This is a genomic window from Bradyrhizobium sp. Crot121 (assembly GCF_059512385.1).
In genome coordinates, this window is record NZ_JCAMOR010000001.1 from 218262 (window position 1) to 234573 (window position 16312).

Annotated in this window: 15 protein-coding genes and 1 riboswitch; of the genes, 7 read left to right on the forward strand and 8 right to left on the reverse strand. The window is 61.7% G+C overall.

All coding sequences use genetic code 11. The features are described 5' to 3' along the window. Positions 1–35: 35 nt before the first annotated feature. From AC5ZGW_RS00920 to AC5ZGW_RS00940, 5 genes are all read right to left on the reverse strand, one after another. Positions 36–1148 (reverse strand): ABC transporter permease, encoded by a 1113-nt coding sequence (locus AC5ZGW_RS00920; protein ID WP_130222880.1) that lies wholly within the window; start codon positions 1146–1148, stop codon positions 36–38. 2 nt (positions 1149–1150) lie between these two features. After that, complete coding sequence (gene rbbA, locus AC5ZGW_RS00925; RefSeq protein WP_130222882.1) at positions 1151–3925, reverse strand: ribosome-associated ATPase/putative transporter RbbA; 2775 nt, start codon at positions 3923–3925, stop codon at positions 1151–1153. Beyond that, the gene (locus tag AC5ZGW_RS00930) at positions 3922–4992 is read right to left on the reverse strand and encodes an HlyD family secretion protein (protein WP_130222884.1); all 1071 of its coding nucleotides are present in this window, start codon (positions 4990–4992) and stop codon (positions 3922–3924) included. The genes rbbA and AC5ZGW_RS00930 overlap by 4 nt, the downstream gene beginning before the upstream one ends. 215 nt (positions 4993–5207) lie before the next feature. Further along, positions 5208–5744 (reverse strand): DUF992 domain-containing protein, encoded by a 537-nt coding sequence (locus AC5ZGW_RS00935; RefSeq protein ID WP_349645044.1) that lies wholly within the window; start codon positions 5742–5744, stop codon positions 5208–5210. Beyond that, on the reverse strand, positions 5695–6285 hold the full coding sequence (locus AC5ZGW_RS00940) for a hypothetical protein (RefSeq protein WP_130222888.1): 591 nt from the start codon (positions 6283–6285) through the stop codon (positions 5695–5697). The genes AC5ZGW_RS00935 and AC5ZGW_RS00940 overlap by 50 nt, the downstream gene beginning before the upstream one ends. 308 nt (positions 6286–6593) lie before the next feature. Here AC5ZGW_RS00940 and AC5ZGW_RS00945 point away from each other — a divergent pair, with 308 nt between their 5' ends. The 5 genes from AC5ZGW_RS00945 to AC5ZGW_RS00965 all read left to right on the forward strand — a co-directional run bounded on the left by AC5ZGW_RS00945 (position 6594) and on the right by AC5ZGW_RS00965 (position 10778). Further along, entirely contained in the window at positions 6594–6902 is a 309-nt protein-coding gene (locus AC5ZGW_RS00945) for a hypothetical protein (protein WP_165435031.1), read from the forward strand. A gap of 144 nt (positions 6903–7046) precedes the next feature. Further along, positions 7047–7760, forward strand: coding sequence for a Bax inhibitor-1/YccA family protein (locus tag AC5ZGW_RS00950; RefSeq protein WP_130222894.1), 714 nt, complete (start codon positions 7047–7049; stop codon positions 7758–7760). Positions 7761–8048: 288 nt separating this feature from the next. Continuing rightward, entirely contained in the window at positions 8049–9257 is a 1209-nt protein-coding gene (locus AC5ZGW_RS00955; RefSeq protein ID WP_130222896.1) for a sensor histidine kinase, read from the forward strand. A 71-nt stretch (positions 9258–9328) separates the two neighbouring features. Beyond that, positions 9329–9949: a response regulator gene (locus tag AC5ZGW_RS00960; protein ID WP_130222898.1), complete on the forward strand. Its 621-nt coding sequence runs from the start codon at positions 9329–9331 to the stop codon at positions 9947–9949. A gap of 193 nt (positions 9950–10142) precedes the next feature. Beyond that, a complete protein-coding gene (locus AC5ZGW_RS00965) occupies positions 10143–10778 on the forward strand; it encodes a response regulator transcription factor (protein ID WP_130222900.1) in 636 nt (211 codons plus the stop codon). Between the two features lie 55 nt (positions 10779–10833). Here AC5ZGW_RS00965 and AC5ZGW_RS00970 read toward each other — a convergent pair whose 3' ends face one another. Further along, positions 10834–11082 carry a DUF3551 domain-containing protein gene (locus AC5ZGW_RS00970; protein ID WP_130222902.1) on the reverse strand — a complete coding sequence of 83 codons (249 nt, stop codon included), beginning with the start codon at positions 11080–11082 and terminating at the stop codon, positions 10834–10836. Between the two features lie 258 nt (positions 11083–11340). Further along, a complete protein-coding gene (locus AC5ZGW_RS00975; RefSeq protein ID WP_130222904.1) occupies positions 11341–11868 on the reverse strand; it encodes a hypothetical protein in 528 nt (175 codons plus the stop codon). Between the two features lie 233 nt (positions 11869–12101). Beyond that, positions 12102–12302: riboswitch (cobalamin riboswitch) on the forward strand. A gap of 250 nt (positions 12303–12552) precedes the next feature. Between AC5ZGW_RS00975 and AC5ZGW_RS00980 the strand changes: the two genes are divergently transcribed. Beyond that, positions 12553–14400: a TonB-dependent receptor plug domain-containing protein gene (locus AC5ZGW_RS00980; RefSeq protein ID WP_165435032.1), complete on the forward strand. Its 1848-nt coding sequence runs from the start codon at positions 12553–12555 to the stop codon at positions 14398–14400. A gap of 31 nt (positions 14401–14431) precedes the next feature. Here the strand turns inward: AC5ZGW_RS00980 and cobD are convergent, their stop codons facing one another. Further along, the gene (gene cobD / locus AC5ZGW_RS00985; protein WP_130222908.1) at positions 14432–15421 is read right to left on the reverse strand and encodes a threonine-phosphate decarboxylase CobD; all 990 of its coding nucleotides are present in this window, start codon (positions 15419–15421) and stop codon (positions 14432–14434) included. Between the two features lie 9 nt (positions 15422–15430). Here cobD and AC5ZGW_RS00990 point away from each other — a divergent pair, with 9 nt between their 5' ends. Beyond that, a complete protein-coding gene (locus tag AC5ZGW_RS00990) occupies positions 15431–16312 on the forward strand; it encodes an ABC transporter substrate-binding protein (RefSeq protein WP_130222910.1) in 882 nt (293 codons plus the stop codon).

The window sequence follows — 16312 nt, forward strand, 5'->3', positions numbered from 1 at the left end:
TATTCCAGCCACCGCGTGGCAACGAAGCTGCTTCGCTATCGCAAGAACTGTCTGAATCGCCAGAGGGAGAACCCGAACAAAATCGCTCCGATGGCCAGCAGCGCGGCGATCTGCGGCCAGACGACGTCGAATCCGGCGCCGCGGAACAGCACGGCCTGGGCGAGAATGACGAAGTGAGTGTTGGGCGCGGCGAGCATGATGTTCTGGATGATCTCGGGCATGCTCTCGCGCGGCGTCGTTGCGCCTGACAACATCTGCAGCGGCATCAGCACCAGCATCATCAGCAGGCCGAACTGCGGCATGGTTCCGCCGACCGTCGCCAGAAAGATGCCCAGGCTGGTCATGGCGAAGATGTAGAGCGCGGTGCCGAACAGGAAAAGCGGAATCGAGCCTCCGATCCGGACCGACAGCAATCCCTGCACCACCAACACGAGCGCAACGCTGGAGGCCAGAAGCACGACGAGTCCCATCGACCAGATCTTGCTCGCCATGATCTCGAATGGCGTCACCGGCATGACGAGCAGGTGCTCGATGGTCCCGTGCTCGCGCTCGCGGATCAGCGCGGCTCCGGTCAGAATGATCGACAGCATGGTGATGGAGGAGATGACGTTGTTGATGGCGCCGAACCAGCCTTTGTTGAGCTCCGGGTTGAAACGCGCGCGCAGGGCGAGCTCGATTGGCAGAGGCGCGGCCGAGCGATAGCGGGCCAGAAACTCGCTGACCTCCTCGTTCACGATGGTCTGGATGTAGCCGCTCCCGGTAAAGGCCTGCGACATGCGGGTCGCATCCACGTTGAGCTGGATGGCCGGCGATCGCTGGGCCAGTAGATCGCGCTGGAAGTTCGGCGGAATGTTGAGCGCGAAAGTGTCGAGACCCGCATCCATGCGGATGTTCACGTCCGACTGCGGAATCAGGCGCGGTATCGTGAAATAGGGTGGATTGAACGCCGTGATGATGCGCGTCGATGCCGGCGAGTTGTCCTCGTCGACGATGGCGAGCGCAGCCTGGTTCAAGGTCTCAGGCTGCGACCTGGAAGCGGTATAGATGGAGATCGTGAAGGCATAGACGATCAGGATCATCAGCATCGGGTCGCGCAGAAGACCCCGCAATTCCTTGATGCCGAGCTGGACGACGTTGGCGATATCCATGTCTAGCTCGCCTGCTTCTTCAAGAGCACCACGCCGACACCAAGCAGCACCGGGATGGTTATGAGCAACGCAATGAACTCGGCCGACAGGTCGCCGAAATCGAGCCCTTTCGAGAAAGTGCCGCGCGTGATGGTGACGAAGTGCGCGGTCGGGTAGATCCGCCCGATGACGGCGCCAGCGCCCTGGAGGGACGACACCGGATCGACCAGGCCCGAATACTGGGTGGCAGGAATCATGGTGAGCAGCGCAGTCGCGAAGATCGCGGCGATCTGGCTGGTCATGAACGCCGATATCACAAGCCCCATCGCCGTCGTAATAGTCACGTAGAGAAGCGCCGCGACGGTGAACGCCGGGAAACTGCCCGTGAATGGAACGCGAAAGACGAACACGGCAAAGGCGGTCAACAGGAAGAAATTCAGCATGGCGAGCGCCACATAGGGAAGCTGCTTGCCGACGAGAAACTCCAGCCGTGTCACTGGCGTCACATAGAAATTGATGATCGATCCAAGCTCCTTCTCGCGCACGACGCTTAGCGTCGCCAATATCGCAGGTATGATCAGCAGGAGGATCGGGATCACGGCGGGAGCCATCGCCACAATGCTCTTGAGGTCGGGGTTGTACCGAAAACGTGTCTCGATCTGGAAATTGCCGGACGCCGCGGCGTTGCCGTATAGCAGCCGGGCCCGTTCCGTCAGCCATTGGGCATGCATCGCCTGCACATAGCCCCTCACCGTCTCCGCCCGCGAAGGCATGGCGCCGTCAATCCACGCGCCGATCTGAACGTTGCTGCCGCGCGCCACGTCGCGCCCGAACCCCGGCGGGATCTCGAGCGCCAGGCTCAGCTCACCGCTGCGCATGCGGCGGTCGAGATCGTCGTAGTCGGTGATCGCTGGCAATTCGGTGAAAAAGCGCGATCCGGAAATCTGCAGGACATAATCACGGCTGATCCCGCTTTCGTCGCGGTCCATGACGGCGAAGGACAGGTTCTCGACATCCATGTTGATGCCGTAGCCCATCACGAACATCAGAATGAGGCTGCCGAGAATGGCCAGCGTGGCGCGGATCGGGTCGCGCCGCAGTTCGAGCGCCTCCCGATGGGTGTAGGCGAACACGCGCCGCAGGTCGAAGAAGCGCATAAGCCGGTGGTGTGCCGCACCGGTTTGGTCGCCCGGCAAAGCCGCGGCCGGTGCGGCGACCTGCAGCCTGGCATCCGTCCTGCCGATCGCGTCCTGCAGATAGGCGACGAAAGCCTCTTCGAGACTGCCGCCGCCGCGCTGCTCGGCAAGCCTGGCCGGCGTGTCGCTGACCAGCACCCTGCCCGCGTGCATCAGAGAGATGCGGTCACAGCGCTCGGCCTCGTTCATGAAATGGGTCGAGACGAAGATCGTGACGTCGTCCTTGCGGGATAGATCCGACAGGATTTGCCAAAAGCCGTCGCGCGCCACCGGATCGACGCCGGATGTCGGCTCGTCTAGAATCAGGATGTCGGGTGCATGGATCATCGCCACTGCAAGTGAGAGGCGCTGGCGGACACCAAGGGGCAACGCATCGGGCAATGCGTCGATGACGTCGACGAGGTCGAACCGCCGCGTCATCTCCTGGACACGTCCCTCGATCGTGTCAGGGGCAAGCCGGAACAGTCGCGCATGTAGCTCAAGGTTCTGCCGGATCGTCAGTTCGGAATAGAGCGAGAAGGCCTGCGACATGTAGCCGACGCGGCGCCGGACATCCATGTCGTTGGTGTCGACCTCATGGCGGAATAATTTTGCGGTGCCTTCGCTGGCGGGCAACAGTCCGGTCAACACCTTCATGGTCGTGGTCTTGCCGCAACCGTTTGAGCCGAGAAAGCCGAAGATTTCGCCGCGGGGAATGCGGAAGCTCACATTGTCGACGGCGGTGAAATCGCCGAACTTCACGGTAAGCTGCTCGGCCTCGATCGCGATGTCGTCCGCGTGTTCGCTTGATCGAGGCGGAATCACCACTTCCGTGTGATCCCGCCGCTGCTCCTCCGGAAGCAGCGCAATGAAGGCGGCATCGAGATTATCAGCACCGGTCTGCCGCAGCAGGTCGGCGGGCGCGCCGGTAGCGAGCACGCGGCCTTCGTTCATTGCAACCAGCCAGTCAAAACGCGCCGCCTCCTCCATATAGGCGGTCGCGACAACGACGCTCATGCCCGGGTGGCTCTTGCGGATCTCATCGATCAGCTCCCAGAACTGGCGGCGCGAGAGCGGATCGACGCCGGTGGTCGGCTCATCCAGGATCAGGAGGTCGGGATCATGGATCAGCGCGCAGCAAAGGCCGAGCTTTTGCTTCATGCCGCCCGACAGCTTGCCTGCTGGCCGATCCGCGAAAGGAGCAAGCCCCGTTCCTTTCAGAAGCTGATCGATCCTCTCCTCGCGTTCGCTTTTGCCGTGGCCGAACAGGCGGCCGAAGAAGTCGACATTCTCGAACACCGACAGCGTCGGATAAAGGTTCTTGCCGAGACCCTGCGGCATGTAGGCGATCTGGGGGCACGTCAGCATCCGGTGCGCGGCATCGCTCATGTCTCCGCCGAGCACATCTACACGCCCTTGCTGCACCGCGCGAGCCCCGGCGACAAGAGACAGCAGGCTGGACTTGCCCACGCCATCGGGTCCGATCAAGCCAACCATGCGCGCGGCAGGAATATCGAGCGTGATGCCAGCAAGTGCGCGCGTCTTGCCGTAGGACAGTTCGACCGCATCCAGGCGTATCACTGGCGACGGGCGGGTCTCCCCTGCGGTCGACGGATCGCTCATTGGACGAGTCTCTCAGTAAGCCGCGCCGGCCACTCGGCTTTGGGGTCAAGCTGGACAAAGGCCCTGCCTGGAAGCCCGGTCTTGACCTGTTCGATGTTTCTGCGCAGCAAGTCCGGCGAGATATGCGCCCTGATGCGGAACATGAGCTTTTGACGCTCCTCCTCCGTTTCCACCGTCTTGGGCGTGAACTGCGCAACGTTGGCGACGAAGCTCGCCTTGGCGGGAATGACATGTTGGGGCGCGGCATCCAGCACGATGCGGACATCTGCACCAATTGCGACGCGCCCGGCCTGCGCGGTGGGCAGGAAGAAGGTCATGTAGACGTCGCCGAGATCGACGAGATTGAGCACGCGACCGCCGGCGGCAAGGACTTCGCCCGGCTGCGCCACGCGAAACTGCACGCGCCCGTCGCGCGGTGCTATCAAGGTGCTGTCGTTGATGTCGGCCTTGATACTCTCGATGGCCGCCTTTGCCGCGTCGATTGATGCTTCGGCGTCGACCACTTGCGCCTGGGTGGAACTGATGGCGGCCTCCGCCGCCGCACGCTGAGCCTCGGCCGCGGCCACCGCAGCCTTCGCCCCCTCGGCGGCCGCACGATCGTCGTCGAGCGTCTGTTGAGGCACGGCGTTGGTTCTGATCAATTGCTCGGATCGCCGCAGCCTTCGGTCGGCCGTATCCAGCTCGGCGTTGCGCTGCGCAATCACTGCGGTGGCGGCTTTTCGCTCGGCTTCTCGCTGGGCGACGAGACTCTTGGCGGTATCGACACCGATGATCGCGCGGCGCAATTGCGCTTCGGCTTGACGGAGCTGGGCGTGGAGCTGCGTCGTGTCCATGCGCGCGAGCACTTGTCCGACTGTGACAAAATCGCCCTCTCTGACCAGGATCTCCTGGATGCGCCCCGGCGTCTTGGTGGCAATATCGATTTCGACCGCTTCGATGCGGCCGTTACCGCTGGCGATTCCCGGCGGGAGATTGTCGCTCGCGAGCCTCTGCCAGGCGTAGTAGCCACCTGCGGCCAAAAGTACGGCGAGCAGGATGATCAGCCAGCGGTTTCGGCCTTTTCTCATTGCCGACGGACCTCATCCATTACATCTGGACACATGGTCCATTGCCGGCGCGCTAAGAGGTCGCGCGCGCCGAGCCGTTGTTCACCCGGCCGCCATTGGGAACCGTATCAAGACTGATCGTAGCTCCCATCCGCCAACACCGACATCCGACAAAACCCTGAGCCAAAGCTCAGCAATGTTCCGAATTGCTTCGATAGGAAGATTTCGCGGCTGCGCTATCGCAGCCCTCTTTCGCCAAGGGTCAAATGGGTCACCGTCGCCGCGAGATTGACGCCGATCGCACGCTCGACGAAAAGCGGCTGCAGGACGACGCTTCGGCGCGAGCCGCCGATCAGCGCGTTGGCGCCAAAGCTGGGTCCCAGCGCAACATTGGCGCTGGCTCCCACATAGCTGCCGCGCATGGTGCCGGGACCAATCCGCGAGTTCTTGGCAAAGACGGCCCAGGATAGAACGCCACTTCCGGTGACGCCGAGGTCAAGGCCGACACGCCTTATCCGTCCTGCGTAAATGTAGCGTTGCGACGAACCTCGCCGGTAGAATACGCAACGTAGTGATTGCGTCGATCCCACAAGGAATCCAATCCGCGGGCTGCTCGAACACAACAGCCGACCGACCCTGAATATCTCGCCTTGCGCCGGCGTTGCGAGGGTGGAAATTGAAGCGAAAACGCACAAGGCGCCAAGCAACCGTATCGTCTGCATCTCAGGCCTCGACTTGATCTTCGGTGTTGTGAGGTGCGGCCGCGCGGCCATAGCTAAGCCAGAACGTCATGCCGATGCCGATCAGGAATACGGCCGCAAGCAGGAAGAAGATCACCGACTGCTTCAGCCAGGAGAGCGCCAGAACTGCGGCACCCATGGCGATGCCGAGGAAGCAGATCTGCGGGGACAAAAGGCTAAGGCCGGCGAGGAAGGTGCCGAGCGCCAATAGGGTCAGAAGCACCAGGCTGGTAGCCGGCGTGGGGAGCAGCTGTTGAACGCTGGAGACAAGCATGATGTTCATCGTCACCAGGACGGCCACCCAATGAAGCGCCTGGGTCCAGATCAACCGAAACTGAGCCTGCTTGCTGCCGAGCTCGGGCCATTTGGTCACGACGCAGACCACAGCGACGGCAAGCGCCAGGAACTCCCAATAACCTACAAGCGGCTGATGCGAGATATTGGTATAGGCGACGCCTGCGATGGCGAGCACGAGTGCGACGACATAGGGTAACCGCCTCCATAGAAGATCGGCTCTTCCCGAACCGGTCGAGGCAGGCGCGCCCTCGCTCCGCTGCCCGTTAGTCTCGCTCATCGAACATCCACCGCTGTCGGATTCGTTCCTGTACTGCGTTTGGATCAGTCATCGATCGCTCAAGTTACGTGAACGGATTGGGCCTGTCGTGCCACACAATCGGCCGGCTAGCGGTTCAGTTGGCCGACGACCGCCCTGCAGGGGCATAGGTGCGAACCCGCCTGCTGCCGAAATGCGGATGCCGTCCGCCGCGGTGGCGCCAATGGCGATGCTTGTGTGGGTTCATATTTGTATTCGGTGTTGCGCTCTTTTGCGCAGCCGCGCCTTGGTCAGTCGATTGGGCCACGGACAGGCTTGGCGGCGCTGCGATGGCTGCAACTACGCCGACGATCAGAGCGCCGACCACGAGTCGGATGTTCATGCACGCCTCCATATTTCCCATCGGCGATAGTGCAAGCGCTAAGGGCGGCAAGGAATGCGGGATGCCGGCAGCCGATGACTACGATCCTATCGTCGACTTTGCCGCGCGCACATCCGGGATTCTATGTAGGAGCGGGCGGCAGAAACTGCGGATCGCGGCCATGCTGCGCGACGTCCGATATCAGGAGGCGAGCCGCCCGAAAGCAATATCGCATCCGCTTCGACAAGTGGCGACGAGCGGCGACCCCAGTGAATAAGGCATCTCCTCCAGCGACAACGCCCTGCACCGAAACAGCGTAGTTCCCGCCCCCGAATATCGGGTGATTATCTGATATCCTGCATCGGGCCATCACCATAGGCTTGGCTATCCCGTGCTGGGCGCGGTCGAGAGGAGGCAAGCCATGTCAAACTATGACCAGGATACAGTCACCTCCGGTGCGATTAGCAGCGATGCCATCGCGGTCGATGTCGGCCTCCGCAACTACATGCTGCGCATCTACAACTACATGGCCGCAGGTGTCGGCCTCACTGCTCTTGTCGCCTGGCTGACTTATCAGCTCACCGGCCCGGCATTACTGCAGAATCCGCTGATGTGGATCTTCATCCTGGCGCCGCTGGCCCTGGTGTTCTTCATCAGTTCACGCATCCATACGCTATCGGCGACAACGGCACGTTGGTTGTTCTTTGTCTATGCAGCCCTGGTCGGCGTGTCGCTCTCGACCTTGCTCCACATCTACACAAGTTCCTCGATCACACGCGTGTTCTTCATCGCCGCCGCAACGTTCGGAGCGCTCAGCATCCTTGGGTACACCACCAGGCGCGACCTGTCCGGACTGGGCACCTTCCTGTTCATGGGCTTGATTGGCGTCATCATCGCAAGCGTGGTCAACCTGTTCCTGCGCTCGACCGGACTTGACTGGCTGATCTCGATCGTGGGCGTCGGCATCTTTGCCGGCCTGACTGCCTATGATACGCAGCGCATCAAGGCGATGTACGACTCTGGGGACGATGAAACTTCCGCAGGCCGCAAGTCGGTACTTGCCGCGTTGTCGCTCTACCTCAATTTCATCAACCTGTTCATGATGATGCTGCGCCTTGCGGGCACTCGGCGTTAAAGCGTTTCTCCAGAGCTTCGGCTCTGATTCAATCAGAACCGCAAGATGCACGAGACGCGAAGGCGATATGCGGTTAGTGCCAATCACGAATGGCAGCGCCTCATTCGCCGCCGTCCCACTCGCGACTGGTGCAGCGCAAGAATTCGCAAGTTCCAATCCAAAGATTGCTCCACGTCAATGGCGCTTTGCTACCTGACGGTGTATGGTGCGGACTGGGTATCCGATCGGGTCAGGGAGATTGGTCGAGGCAAGGGCGGCTCTCAGCATCGAGAGCCGCGTGGAAGGCGAATGCGTACCGTGAAGCAACATAATGCTCCTACGTGCGGATCGGATCGAACCAATGCACAGGGATGGCCAGGCATTGGCGCAGCAAGCGCGAGCGATCGGCTGTACTGGAAACTAGCCTCCGACCTTCTCTTTGTGGTGCGCCCTTCATGTGAAGGGCGCTTTGTTTATGAAGATATAAACCCGGCGTTCGAATCTCTTGTTGGGATCGCGTCGGAAGACATCCGGGGGATGGCCGTTTGCGACTGCATGGGGAAGCAGGATGCCAGGTCCGTTCACGAGGCGCTTGATGCTTGTCGCGCCGGAGGTGCCGAGGTTCGGATCCGGCATCGGCTCGCGCTCGGGGGATCCCCACGAACTGTCGAGACAATCGTTGCCCCAATCTGCGGTCCCATGACCGGCTGCATTGCCACCTTTATCGGTAGCCATCGGATCATGGACGGAGCGTCCTCCCACGACCTTGCAGCCATCTCGGACGGTCGTGCAAGCATGGGCGCCACGCTGGTTTCCATTCAGGAAGACATGCAGCAGCGCATTGCCTCCGACCTCCACGATTCGACCTGCCAGCATTTGATCGCCGCAAGCCTCGGGCTCATGCGGATGCGGAACAGCTTGAGTGAGCCGACCAATGCCGAGCGGCTTTGCGACGATATCGATGCGTCGATCGATCAGGCAATCAAGGAAATTCGGGCCTTTGCCTACCTGCTGCACCCGCAAAATCTGACGGTTGCCGGGCTGAAGGCAGCAATCGAGAGATATGCGGAAGGGTTCGCGGCGCGCACATCGTTGAGAGTCGATGCCAGCATCTCGCCCGAGATCGATCGCGTACCTTACGACACGCAGCGCTCCCTGCTGCGGGTGGTCCAGGAGGCGCTGACGAATGTCTTTCGTCATGCAAGAGCAACGAAAGTCGAGATCGCGATCGAGACGACCGATGACCATTTCCGGCTGAGGGTCAGCGATAATGGGCGCGGCATGCCGCTCGACCAGGCACTCGGCGGCGCGATGGCAGGGCCGCCCGGCGTCGGAATTCCCGCAATGAAGGTGAGACTGCAGCAGATCGGAGGTACCCTCGAAATCCGCTCCGAGCCGGGACCGGGGCAGCCCGGCACGACATTATCCGCGGTGTTCCCGCGCGGTCCGGCGACCGAAAAATCGCCGCCGGCCAAGGGCCGCCCCCGCCATCATGGTCCGCGCAAACGGGTTCACTGATCGTACAGCCGAACTCGCGTCACTGGTGCCGGTCGAGCCTGCGACGCAACACGAGTGGGAGCTAACCCGCCATGAAGCGCTTTCTTATCGCCGACGATCATGAAGCGGTGCGGTCGGGACTACGCGCGGTTCTGGAGCAACGTGCCGACTGGGAAGTCGTTGCTGAGGCGAACGACGGCAGCAAGGCCCTTGCCGAGGCGATCGCAAACCAACCCCATGTCGCAATCGTCGATTTCTCCATGCCGCGCATGACGGGAGTGGAGGTCGCGCGGCGGATCAGGGAGTATCGCCTGCCAACCGAAGTATTGATCTTCACGGTCCACAATTCCAGCCTGCTGGCCCAGGAGGCATTCGAGGCAGGCGCCCGGGCATTCGTATTGAAATCGGATGCCAACAGGCTGTTGTTGGCGGCGGTTGAGTCGCTTCTGGCGCATAAACCATTTTGCACCGAGAGCTGTTCGCCTGAATCGAACGAGGTCTCGACCGGAGATCGGGACAGGCTCTCGCCGCGGGAGCGATTGGTCGTCAAGCTGATTGCGGAGGGCTACAGCAACAAAGGCATTGGCGCCATCCTGAACCTCAGCGTCAAAACCGCCGAAGCGCACCGGGCGGCCGCGATGCGCAAGCTGGATATCCACTCGACGGCGGATCTGGTCCGCTACGCGGTTCGCGCCCGCCTGCTGGAAGCATGACACGCCAAAGCATGATCCGGCGCTTGATGTTCCGGCTTGTTCTGCCATGAGCCCGGGAGGCTAAGCTGACCTCAGTATATTTCCCGCGAAATCCGAGGGTTTTGCGGGATAACTGCCGGAAAGCCAATCGGTATGATTCTGACCTCGCTGTCGGCTATCGCTATCGACCGTTCCAGCGCAAGGGAACGACGCCATGAAACGCATCCTGATTGCGGATGATCATGAAGTCGTACGTTCCGGGCTTCGCGCGATCGTTGAAACGCGCTCCAATTGGATTGTAACTGCAGAAGCTCCCGACGGTGAGCAGGCGATCGCATTGGCGTTGGAAACGAGACCGGACGTCATCATCGCCGACTATTCCATGCCCCTCGTAAACGGACTGGAAGTCAGCCGCCGCATCAAGACGCTTCGTCTGCGTTCGGAAGTGTTGATCCTCACCATGCATGAAAGTGAGGAGATTTTGACCGAGGCTCTTCTGACCGGGGTACGTGGCTTCCTGCTCAAATCGGACGCCAGGAAGCATCTCATTTCAGCAATCGAAGCTCTGCTCGACGGCCGACCTTACTTTACCAGCGTCGTGTTGGAGAAATTGCTGACCGACTACCAGCTCAACAAACAGAACAAGTCCAGTGCGCTCCTCACATCGCGGGAGCAGAACGTCGTGCAGTTGATTGCAGAGGGGCATACCAACAAGGCCATCAGTTCCATCTTGAAGCTTAGCGTGAAGACTGTCGAAACCCATCGGGCGTCCGCCATGCGCAAGCTTGGCATGTCATCCACAGCCGAGCTGGTTCGCTATGCGATTCGCAAGAAGCTGGTTGCGCCCTGAGGCGCAGACAATTCGAGCGGCAGTCGTCGCGCCGGGTTACGCAGCGAGTATTGGATCATTGGCTGGAGTTCACACGGCCCCGCCGGTGATATCGCCCGAATGCCACGCGCGGATTGACGGCGCATATGGCCCCTCGCCCCGACGCCGCGGCCATACATGCCGCCCGCGTGCGGAAGGAGCAATCTCCCGGAATCCCAGTGGTTCGAGATTGCAGGCAATAGGGATAGTCCCGTGCCGTAGCGGGACCAGCTTCGGCAATCCAGATCAAGCCGGCCGCAGATAAGAGTGCCATCAGGTAGCGCATGAGATCACCTCGCTCATTGAGGATATCTCCATAGTGCCGAAGGAGGACGCGCCTGAAAATACATGATTCCCCGGGGGCGAGCTTGACAAGATTCCCTAGAGCGCGCCGATCACGATCGCGCCACCGAATTCTGAAGCCACGACGCGGGTGTCGAGAACAGGCATTACGGGTCCAGACCTTCCGTAGGATGGGTGGAGTCCCATGCTTTTCAAAGATCTCGATGGCAGCGAAGCTGTCACCAACTCGATCAGCGCAGATTCACGCCCCTCGTGCATCGCGGATTGCCTGGGCGACTTTCGTCGCCTGCGACACCCGTCCGATTCGCGCGCCCGTGACGATCTTTTTTCGGCGCGTGCTCAAGCGCGGCACCATGCCTTCGTTGGCGGTCGATCCGGCGGAGGGATAGGGAATGAAGTCCGCGGCCCGACGCAGCGCGAGAGCCTTTCGAGCCGCTTCGACATTGGCGGTGCGAGCTGCCAAATTGTGAAGACGCCTGAGCTCGCTGTTCACCCGCTTCAGTGCCGCGGCAAAGACCTGCTTGCGTTGTGATGGACGATCGGCAGTTCCGGGGAAGTTCGCGCCGCGAGGCTGGCCTTTCCCGCGCGTCTCTCGCCGCTTTTGTCGGCCGAGCGTTCGCTCCTTGTCGCGCATCTTGCGCAAGCGGGATCGCATGTCCGCAAGATCAGCCGGCTCGACGTCATAGATGGCGGGATGATGCGTGAGGCGGATCGTCTCGTATTCGTCGTGACTGAGGAGGCTGCGTTCGAGTTTGCATGGGACCGACATTTCCTGTTCCTCCGTTGAATCTGTCGATGCTCACATGAACGGTATCATCCAAGTTTAGCGACGCGTGTGGGTGGCATGTGATGCTCGCATAAGGCTGTAGGATTTGCCATCTGCCGTCCCTTCGCCTGTCAGCAACTTTCTGTGTTCGTCATTCAGGTCGCCGCTATCAGCGATCCGCAAAAATGCTGTTGGGTTCTGATCGTTATCGATTTGAGTTTTGCTCCGCCTTGTGCTTCTTTGCACGCGTCATCGGTGCCCTTTGTAGGGTGAAACGGGAACGCGGTGCGGGAATCTTCCCCAATGCCGCGGCTGCCCCCGCAACTGTAAGCGGACTATTTGCGATCCGGATGCCACTGGGCCTGCCAAGCAGGTTTGGGAAGGCGGATCGCGAGACGACCGCAAGCCAGGAGACCGGCCGTTGACGGGTATCAACTCGTTCGACGGTGGGTCGGCGGAAGGGCATTAATGAACTTGCGGCGTTTTCTTGCCGGGTGTGCGGCCGTTGCTGCGTGCGGTCACACTGGCGCCATGGCCCAATCGGGTCCCGAACAGCTTCCTGCTGTTGTCATCAATCCGGAGGTCCGGTCCAAGCCGGCCCCGAGGAATAGGCAAAGGTCTTCAACGACCCATCCTGCGCGCCCGGCGCCCGGTAACGAGGCGCCGGCCGCGACTCCCGAAGTGGTCGTGACTCCCGACCGTACACTGGAGCCGGCGAGCCGGACCGGAAGCTCGGTCAGCGTGGTCACGCACGAAATGCTCGCGACCAGCAATCCGACCTCGCTCGTCGATGCGCTGCGGACCGTGCCGGGACTCGATATCACCGAAAGCGGCGGACCAGGCGCGACGACCAATGTGCGCTTGCGCGGCGCCAATACCGGCCAGGCGCTGGTCATGATCGATGGCATCAGGGTCAACGATCCGACCGCCGCCAGCGGCGACTTCGATTTCGCGATGTTCGCCCCGGGCGCGATCCAGCGGATCGAGGTGCTGAAAGGACCGCAGAGCGCGCTCTACGGATCTGACGCGATCGGCGGCGTCGTCAACATCATCACCAAGAAGGGCACCGGTCCGGCACAACTCGACGTCAGCACCGAGGGCGGAAGCTACGGCACTCCGAGCACCAGCGCAGCGCTGACCGGAACCTCTGGGCCGTGGTCCTACGCGTTCACGGGAAGCGGGCAGCACAGCAACGGCTTTTCACGCTACGGCTATCGCATCCCCGCGCTCGAAGCCAAGTATGGCCCGCTCGAGCGCGATGGCTTCGACCGCGTCGGCGGTTCGGCACGCGTCGGCTACGATTCCGGCGAAGGCGTACGCCTGGAGACGGGCATGCTGGCCTCATTCACGCGGTCCGCCTATGATCAGGCCTCCGGAACGTTCCCGGACACGCCGTCGAGCGCGACGCGCCTGCTCGAACAGGTCTGGGGACGTGCGTCGTTCGACACGTTCGGCGGCATTCTCACCCATAGCGTGAGCGCATTTGAGACGCATATCGACCGCTCGTTCGACGACGTCACCTACAAGATCAACAAGCTGCCGCAGAACACGACATCCATCCTCTCCAATTTCGTCGGCGACAGCACGGGCCTGGAATATCAGGGCAACCTGAAGGTCGGCCCGCTGGGATCGCTCATCGTCGGATCCCGTGTGCAGCATGAAACGGCGAGCACCTCCACCACCAACCTATTGCCGATTCCTGGAGCGTCGACGCCACAGCTCGCAGGCACGCAAGACACCAATTCAGTGTTTGCGCTCTGGCAACTGCCGATCGGCGAGCGGCTCAACATCACGATGGGCGGCCGGGTTGACGACGTCGTCGATGTGGCACGGTTCGAGACATGGCGAACCACCGCGGCTTACACGATCGCCGAGACCGGCACCAAGCTGCATGCGAGCGCCGGGACAGGCGCCAAGGCCCCGACGCTCTATCAGCTCTATGCGCCGACCTATGGCAATTCCGCGCTCAGTCCCGAGGAGAGCTTCGGCTACGATGCCGGCATCGACCAAAGCCTGTTCGGAGGCCGCGTTGTGGTTTCGCTGACAGGCTTCGGCAACAGGTTCAGCAACCTGATCGACTTTGTGACCGATCCGGCGCACCCGCTCGGGCACTACGTCAACGTCTCGCGTGCCGAAACCGACGGACTGGAACTAGGGGTCAACGTCGATATCCTGCCGGGCTACCTGAAATTCAACGCCGCCTATACCTATCTGCAGGCTAAGGATCTCTCGACCGGCCTGACGCTGGCGCGCCGGCCGGAAAACCTGGCGAGATTCTCGTTCCCGATCACACCGATCGAGGGCTGGCTGATCGAGCCACGCGTGCTCGCGGTATCCACGCGCTACAGCGGTTCAAACGAGACGCTACCACTCGCCCCTTACGTCCGCGTCGACCTCTACACCGAATACAAGATCGATGAGACCTGGAAGGTGTACTTGCGCGGCGAGAACATTTTCAATGAGCACTATCAGGAAGTGTACAACTATGGCACGACCGGACCTGCGGCTTACGCCGGGTTCAGTGCCCACTGGTGAAGCGGATGTGATGATGCGCGCGCGGGGTGCGCTATTTGACCGAACCAAGCGCGCTGGCCAGGCGATCGAGACCATCGTCCGACGCAAGGCCAAATCGCAGCCATTCGCGTGCGCCGTTAAAGCTCCGGCACCAGATGTGGCGTCGGGCCAATTCGGTGTGCAACGTCGGAGCATCGGGATGGGAGGCAAGGCGAAAGAGCGTCGTCCCTCGGACGAACTGAAGGCCCGCCGCTGTCAGGACCTGATCCAGCTTGCTCGACTGCCGAGCGAGCTTCGCACGCATCGCATCAGCCCAGGATCGATCCCGCAGAGCGGCCGTGCCCACGCAAAGCGCCGGCCCGGAGACCGACCATGGACCCAGCGCCGCGGAGATACGTTCGACGATGTCGCGTCGGCCGATCACGAAGCCAAGGCGAAGTCCGGCGAGCCCATAGAATTTGCCGAAGGAGCGCAGTACGAGAATGGGGAGATCGGCGCTCATCGCGGCAGCACTGATGCCGGGATCGACATCGGCAAAGGCCTCATCGATAACCAGCCAGCCTCCGCGACGATCGAGCCGTTCGGCAACCTGCCGAAGCGCCCTGCGGTCCGCGATACGTCCATCCGGATTGTTGGGGTTGACGACGACAGCGTGAATGGCGCGGTCAGGCAGCGCGGAGAGATCATTCAATGCAATAATCTCTCGGCCTCCGCTGCTCCACGCAGCCGAATGCTCGCCATAGGTCGGAGTGACGATCGCGACCGCTCCGGGCCCGGCGAGATGCGGAATCCATTGAATGAGGGTCTGCGTGCCGGCGGCGGCTGCGATGCCTGCATCGTCGGGTACGCCGTAAGCTTCGCGTGCGGCGGCGAGGAGGTCCTGTTCGTCGGCCCGCGATGGCAGGCGCGTCCACGCACTGCCTGGAAGGGAATCCGGAATCGTCCACGGCCAGGGATTGATTCCGGTCGACAGGTCGAGCCAGTCCGCAGGCTCGCCGCCGTGGTGCGCAATAGCTTCCGTCAGATCACCGCCGTGCTTCATAATCGCTTCATGCCATCAATCGCGCTCCTGCGCGAGACCCTTGTTGGCCTAACGCGGCCGGCGATCGGCGCAACGTTCTTGTTACTCGCAGCACTGTTCGGAGCACATGCAGCCCATGCAGCCGATCTGCCACGCATCGCTTCCATCAATGTGTGCACGGACCAACTGCTGCTGGCGCTGGCCGATCCGGGCCAAATTCTCGGCCTCAGTCCCTATTCGCGTGACCCCGCCCGCTCCTGGAACGCGGAAAAGGCCGCAGCCTACCCTCGATTATCGGGCGAAGCAGAAGATGTGCTGGTCCTGCAACCGGACGCCGTGGTCGCCGGCAAGTTCACCAAGCGTGCAACACGGGAGTTGCTGAAGGACAAGGGCGTCCGCGTGATCGAATTCGACGCTGCGCGTTCGCTGGAGGACGTGAAGAGCCAGATCCGGCAAATGGGCGAACTCCTGCATCAGACCGATCGCGCCGCATCCGAAATACGGCGGCTCGATACCGCAATCCAGCACGCGACGGAGGCGGTATCGCGGCGATCCTATCGCGTGCTGGCTGTGTCGCGGCGCGGCTGGGTCTCGGGTGGCGGCGGCTTGATCAATTCCATGCTGGCCACGATCGGCCTCAAGAACGCGGCGAGTGATCTCGGCTACAAGCTTGGAGGCTTTGCGTCGCTGGAGGCGATCGTGAAACTGCGGCCCGATCTGCTCCTTGTATCTGACGGCGGCGACTTCGCGGAAGACGAAGGCGAGGCATTCCTGCTGCATCCTGCATTGGAGCGCTTCTATCCATCGTCGAAACGCCTGGTGATCCCCGAGAAACTGACGGTCTGTGGCGGGCCGATGCTTTCGGAGGCGCTGGGACGCCTCGTCTCCGAACTAAGCCGCGTGGCGCGATGA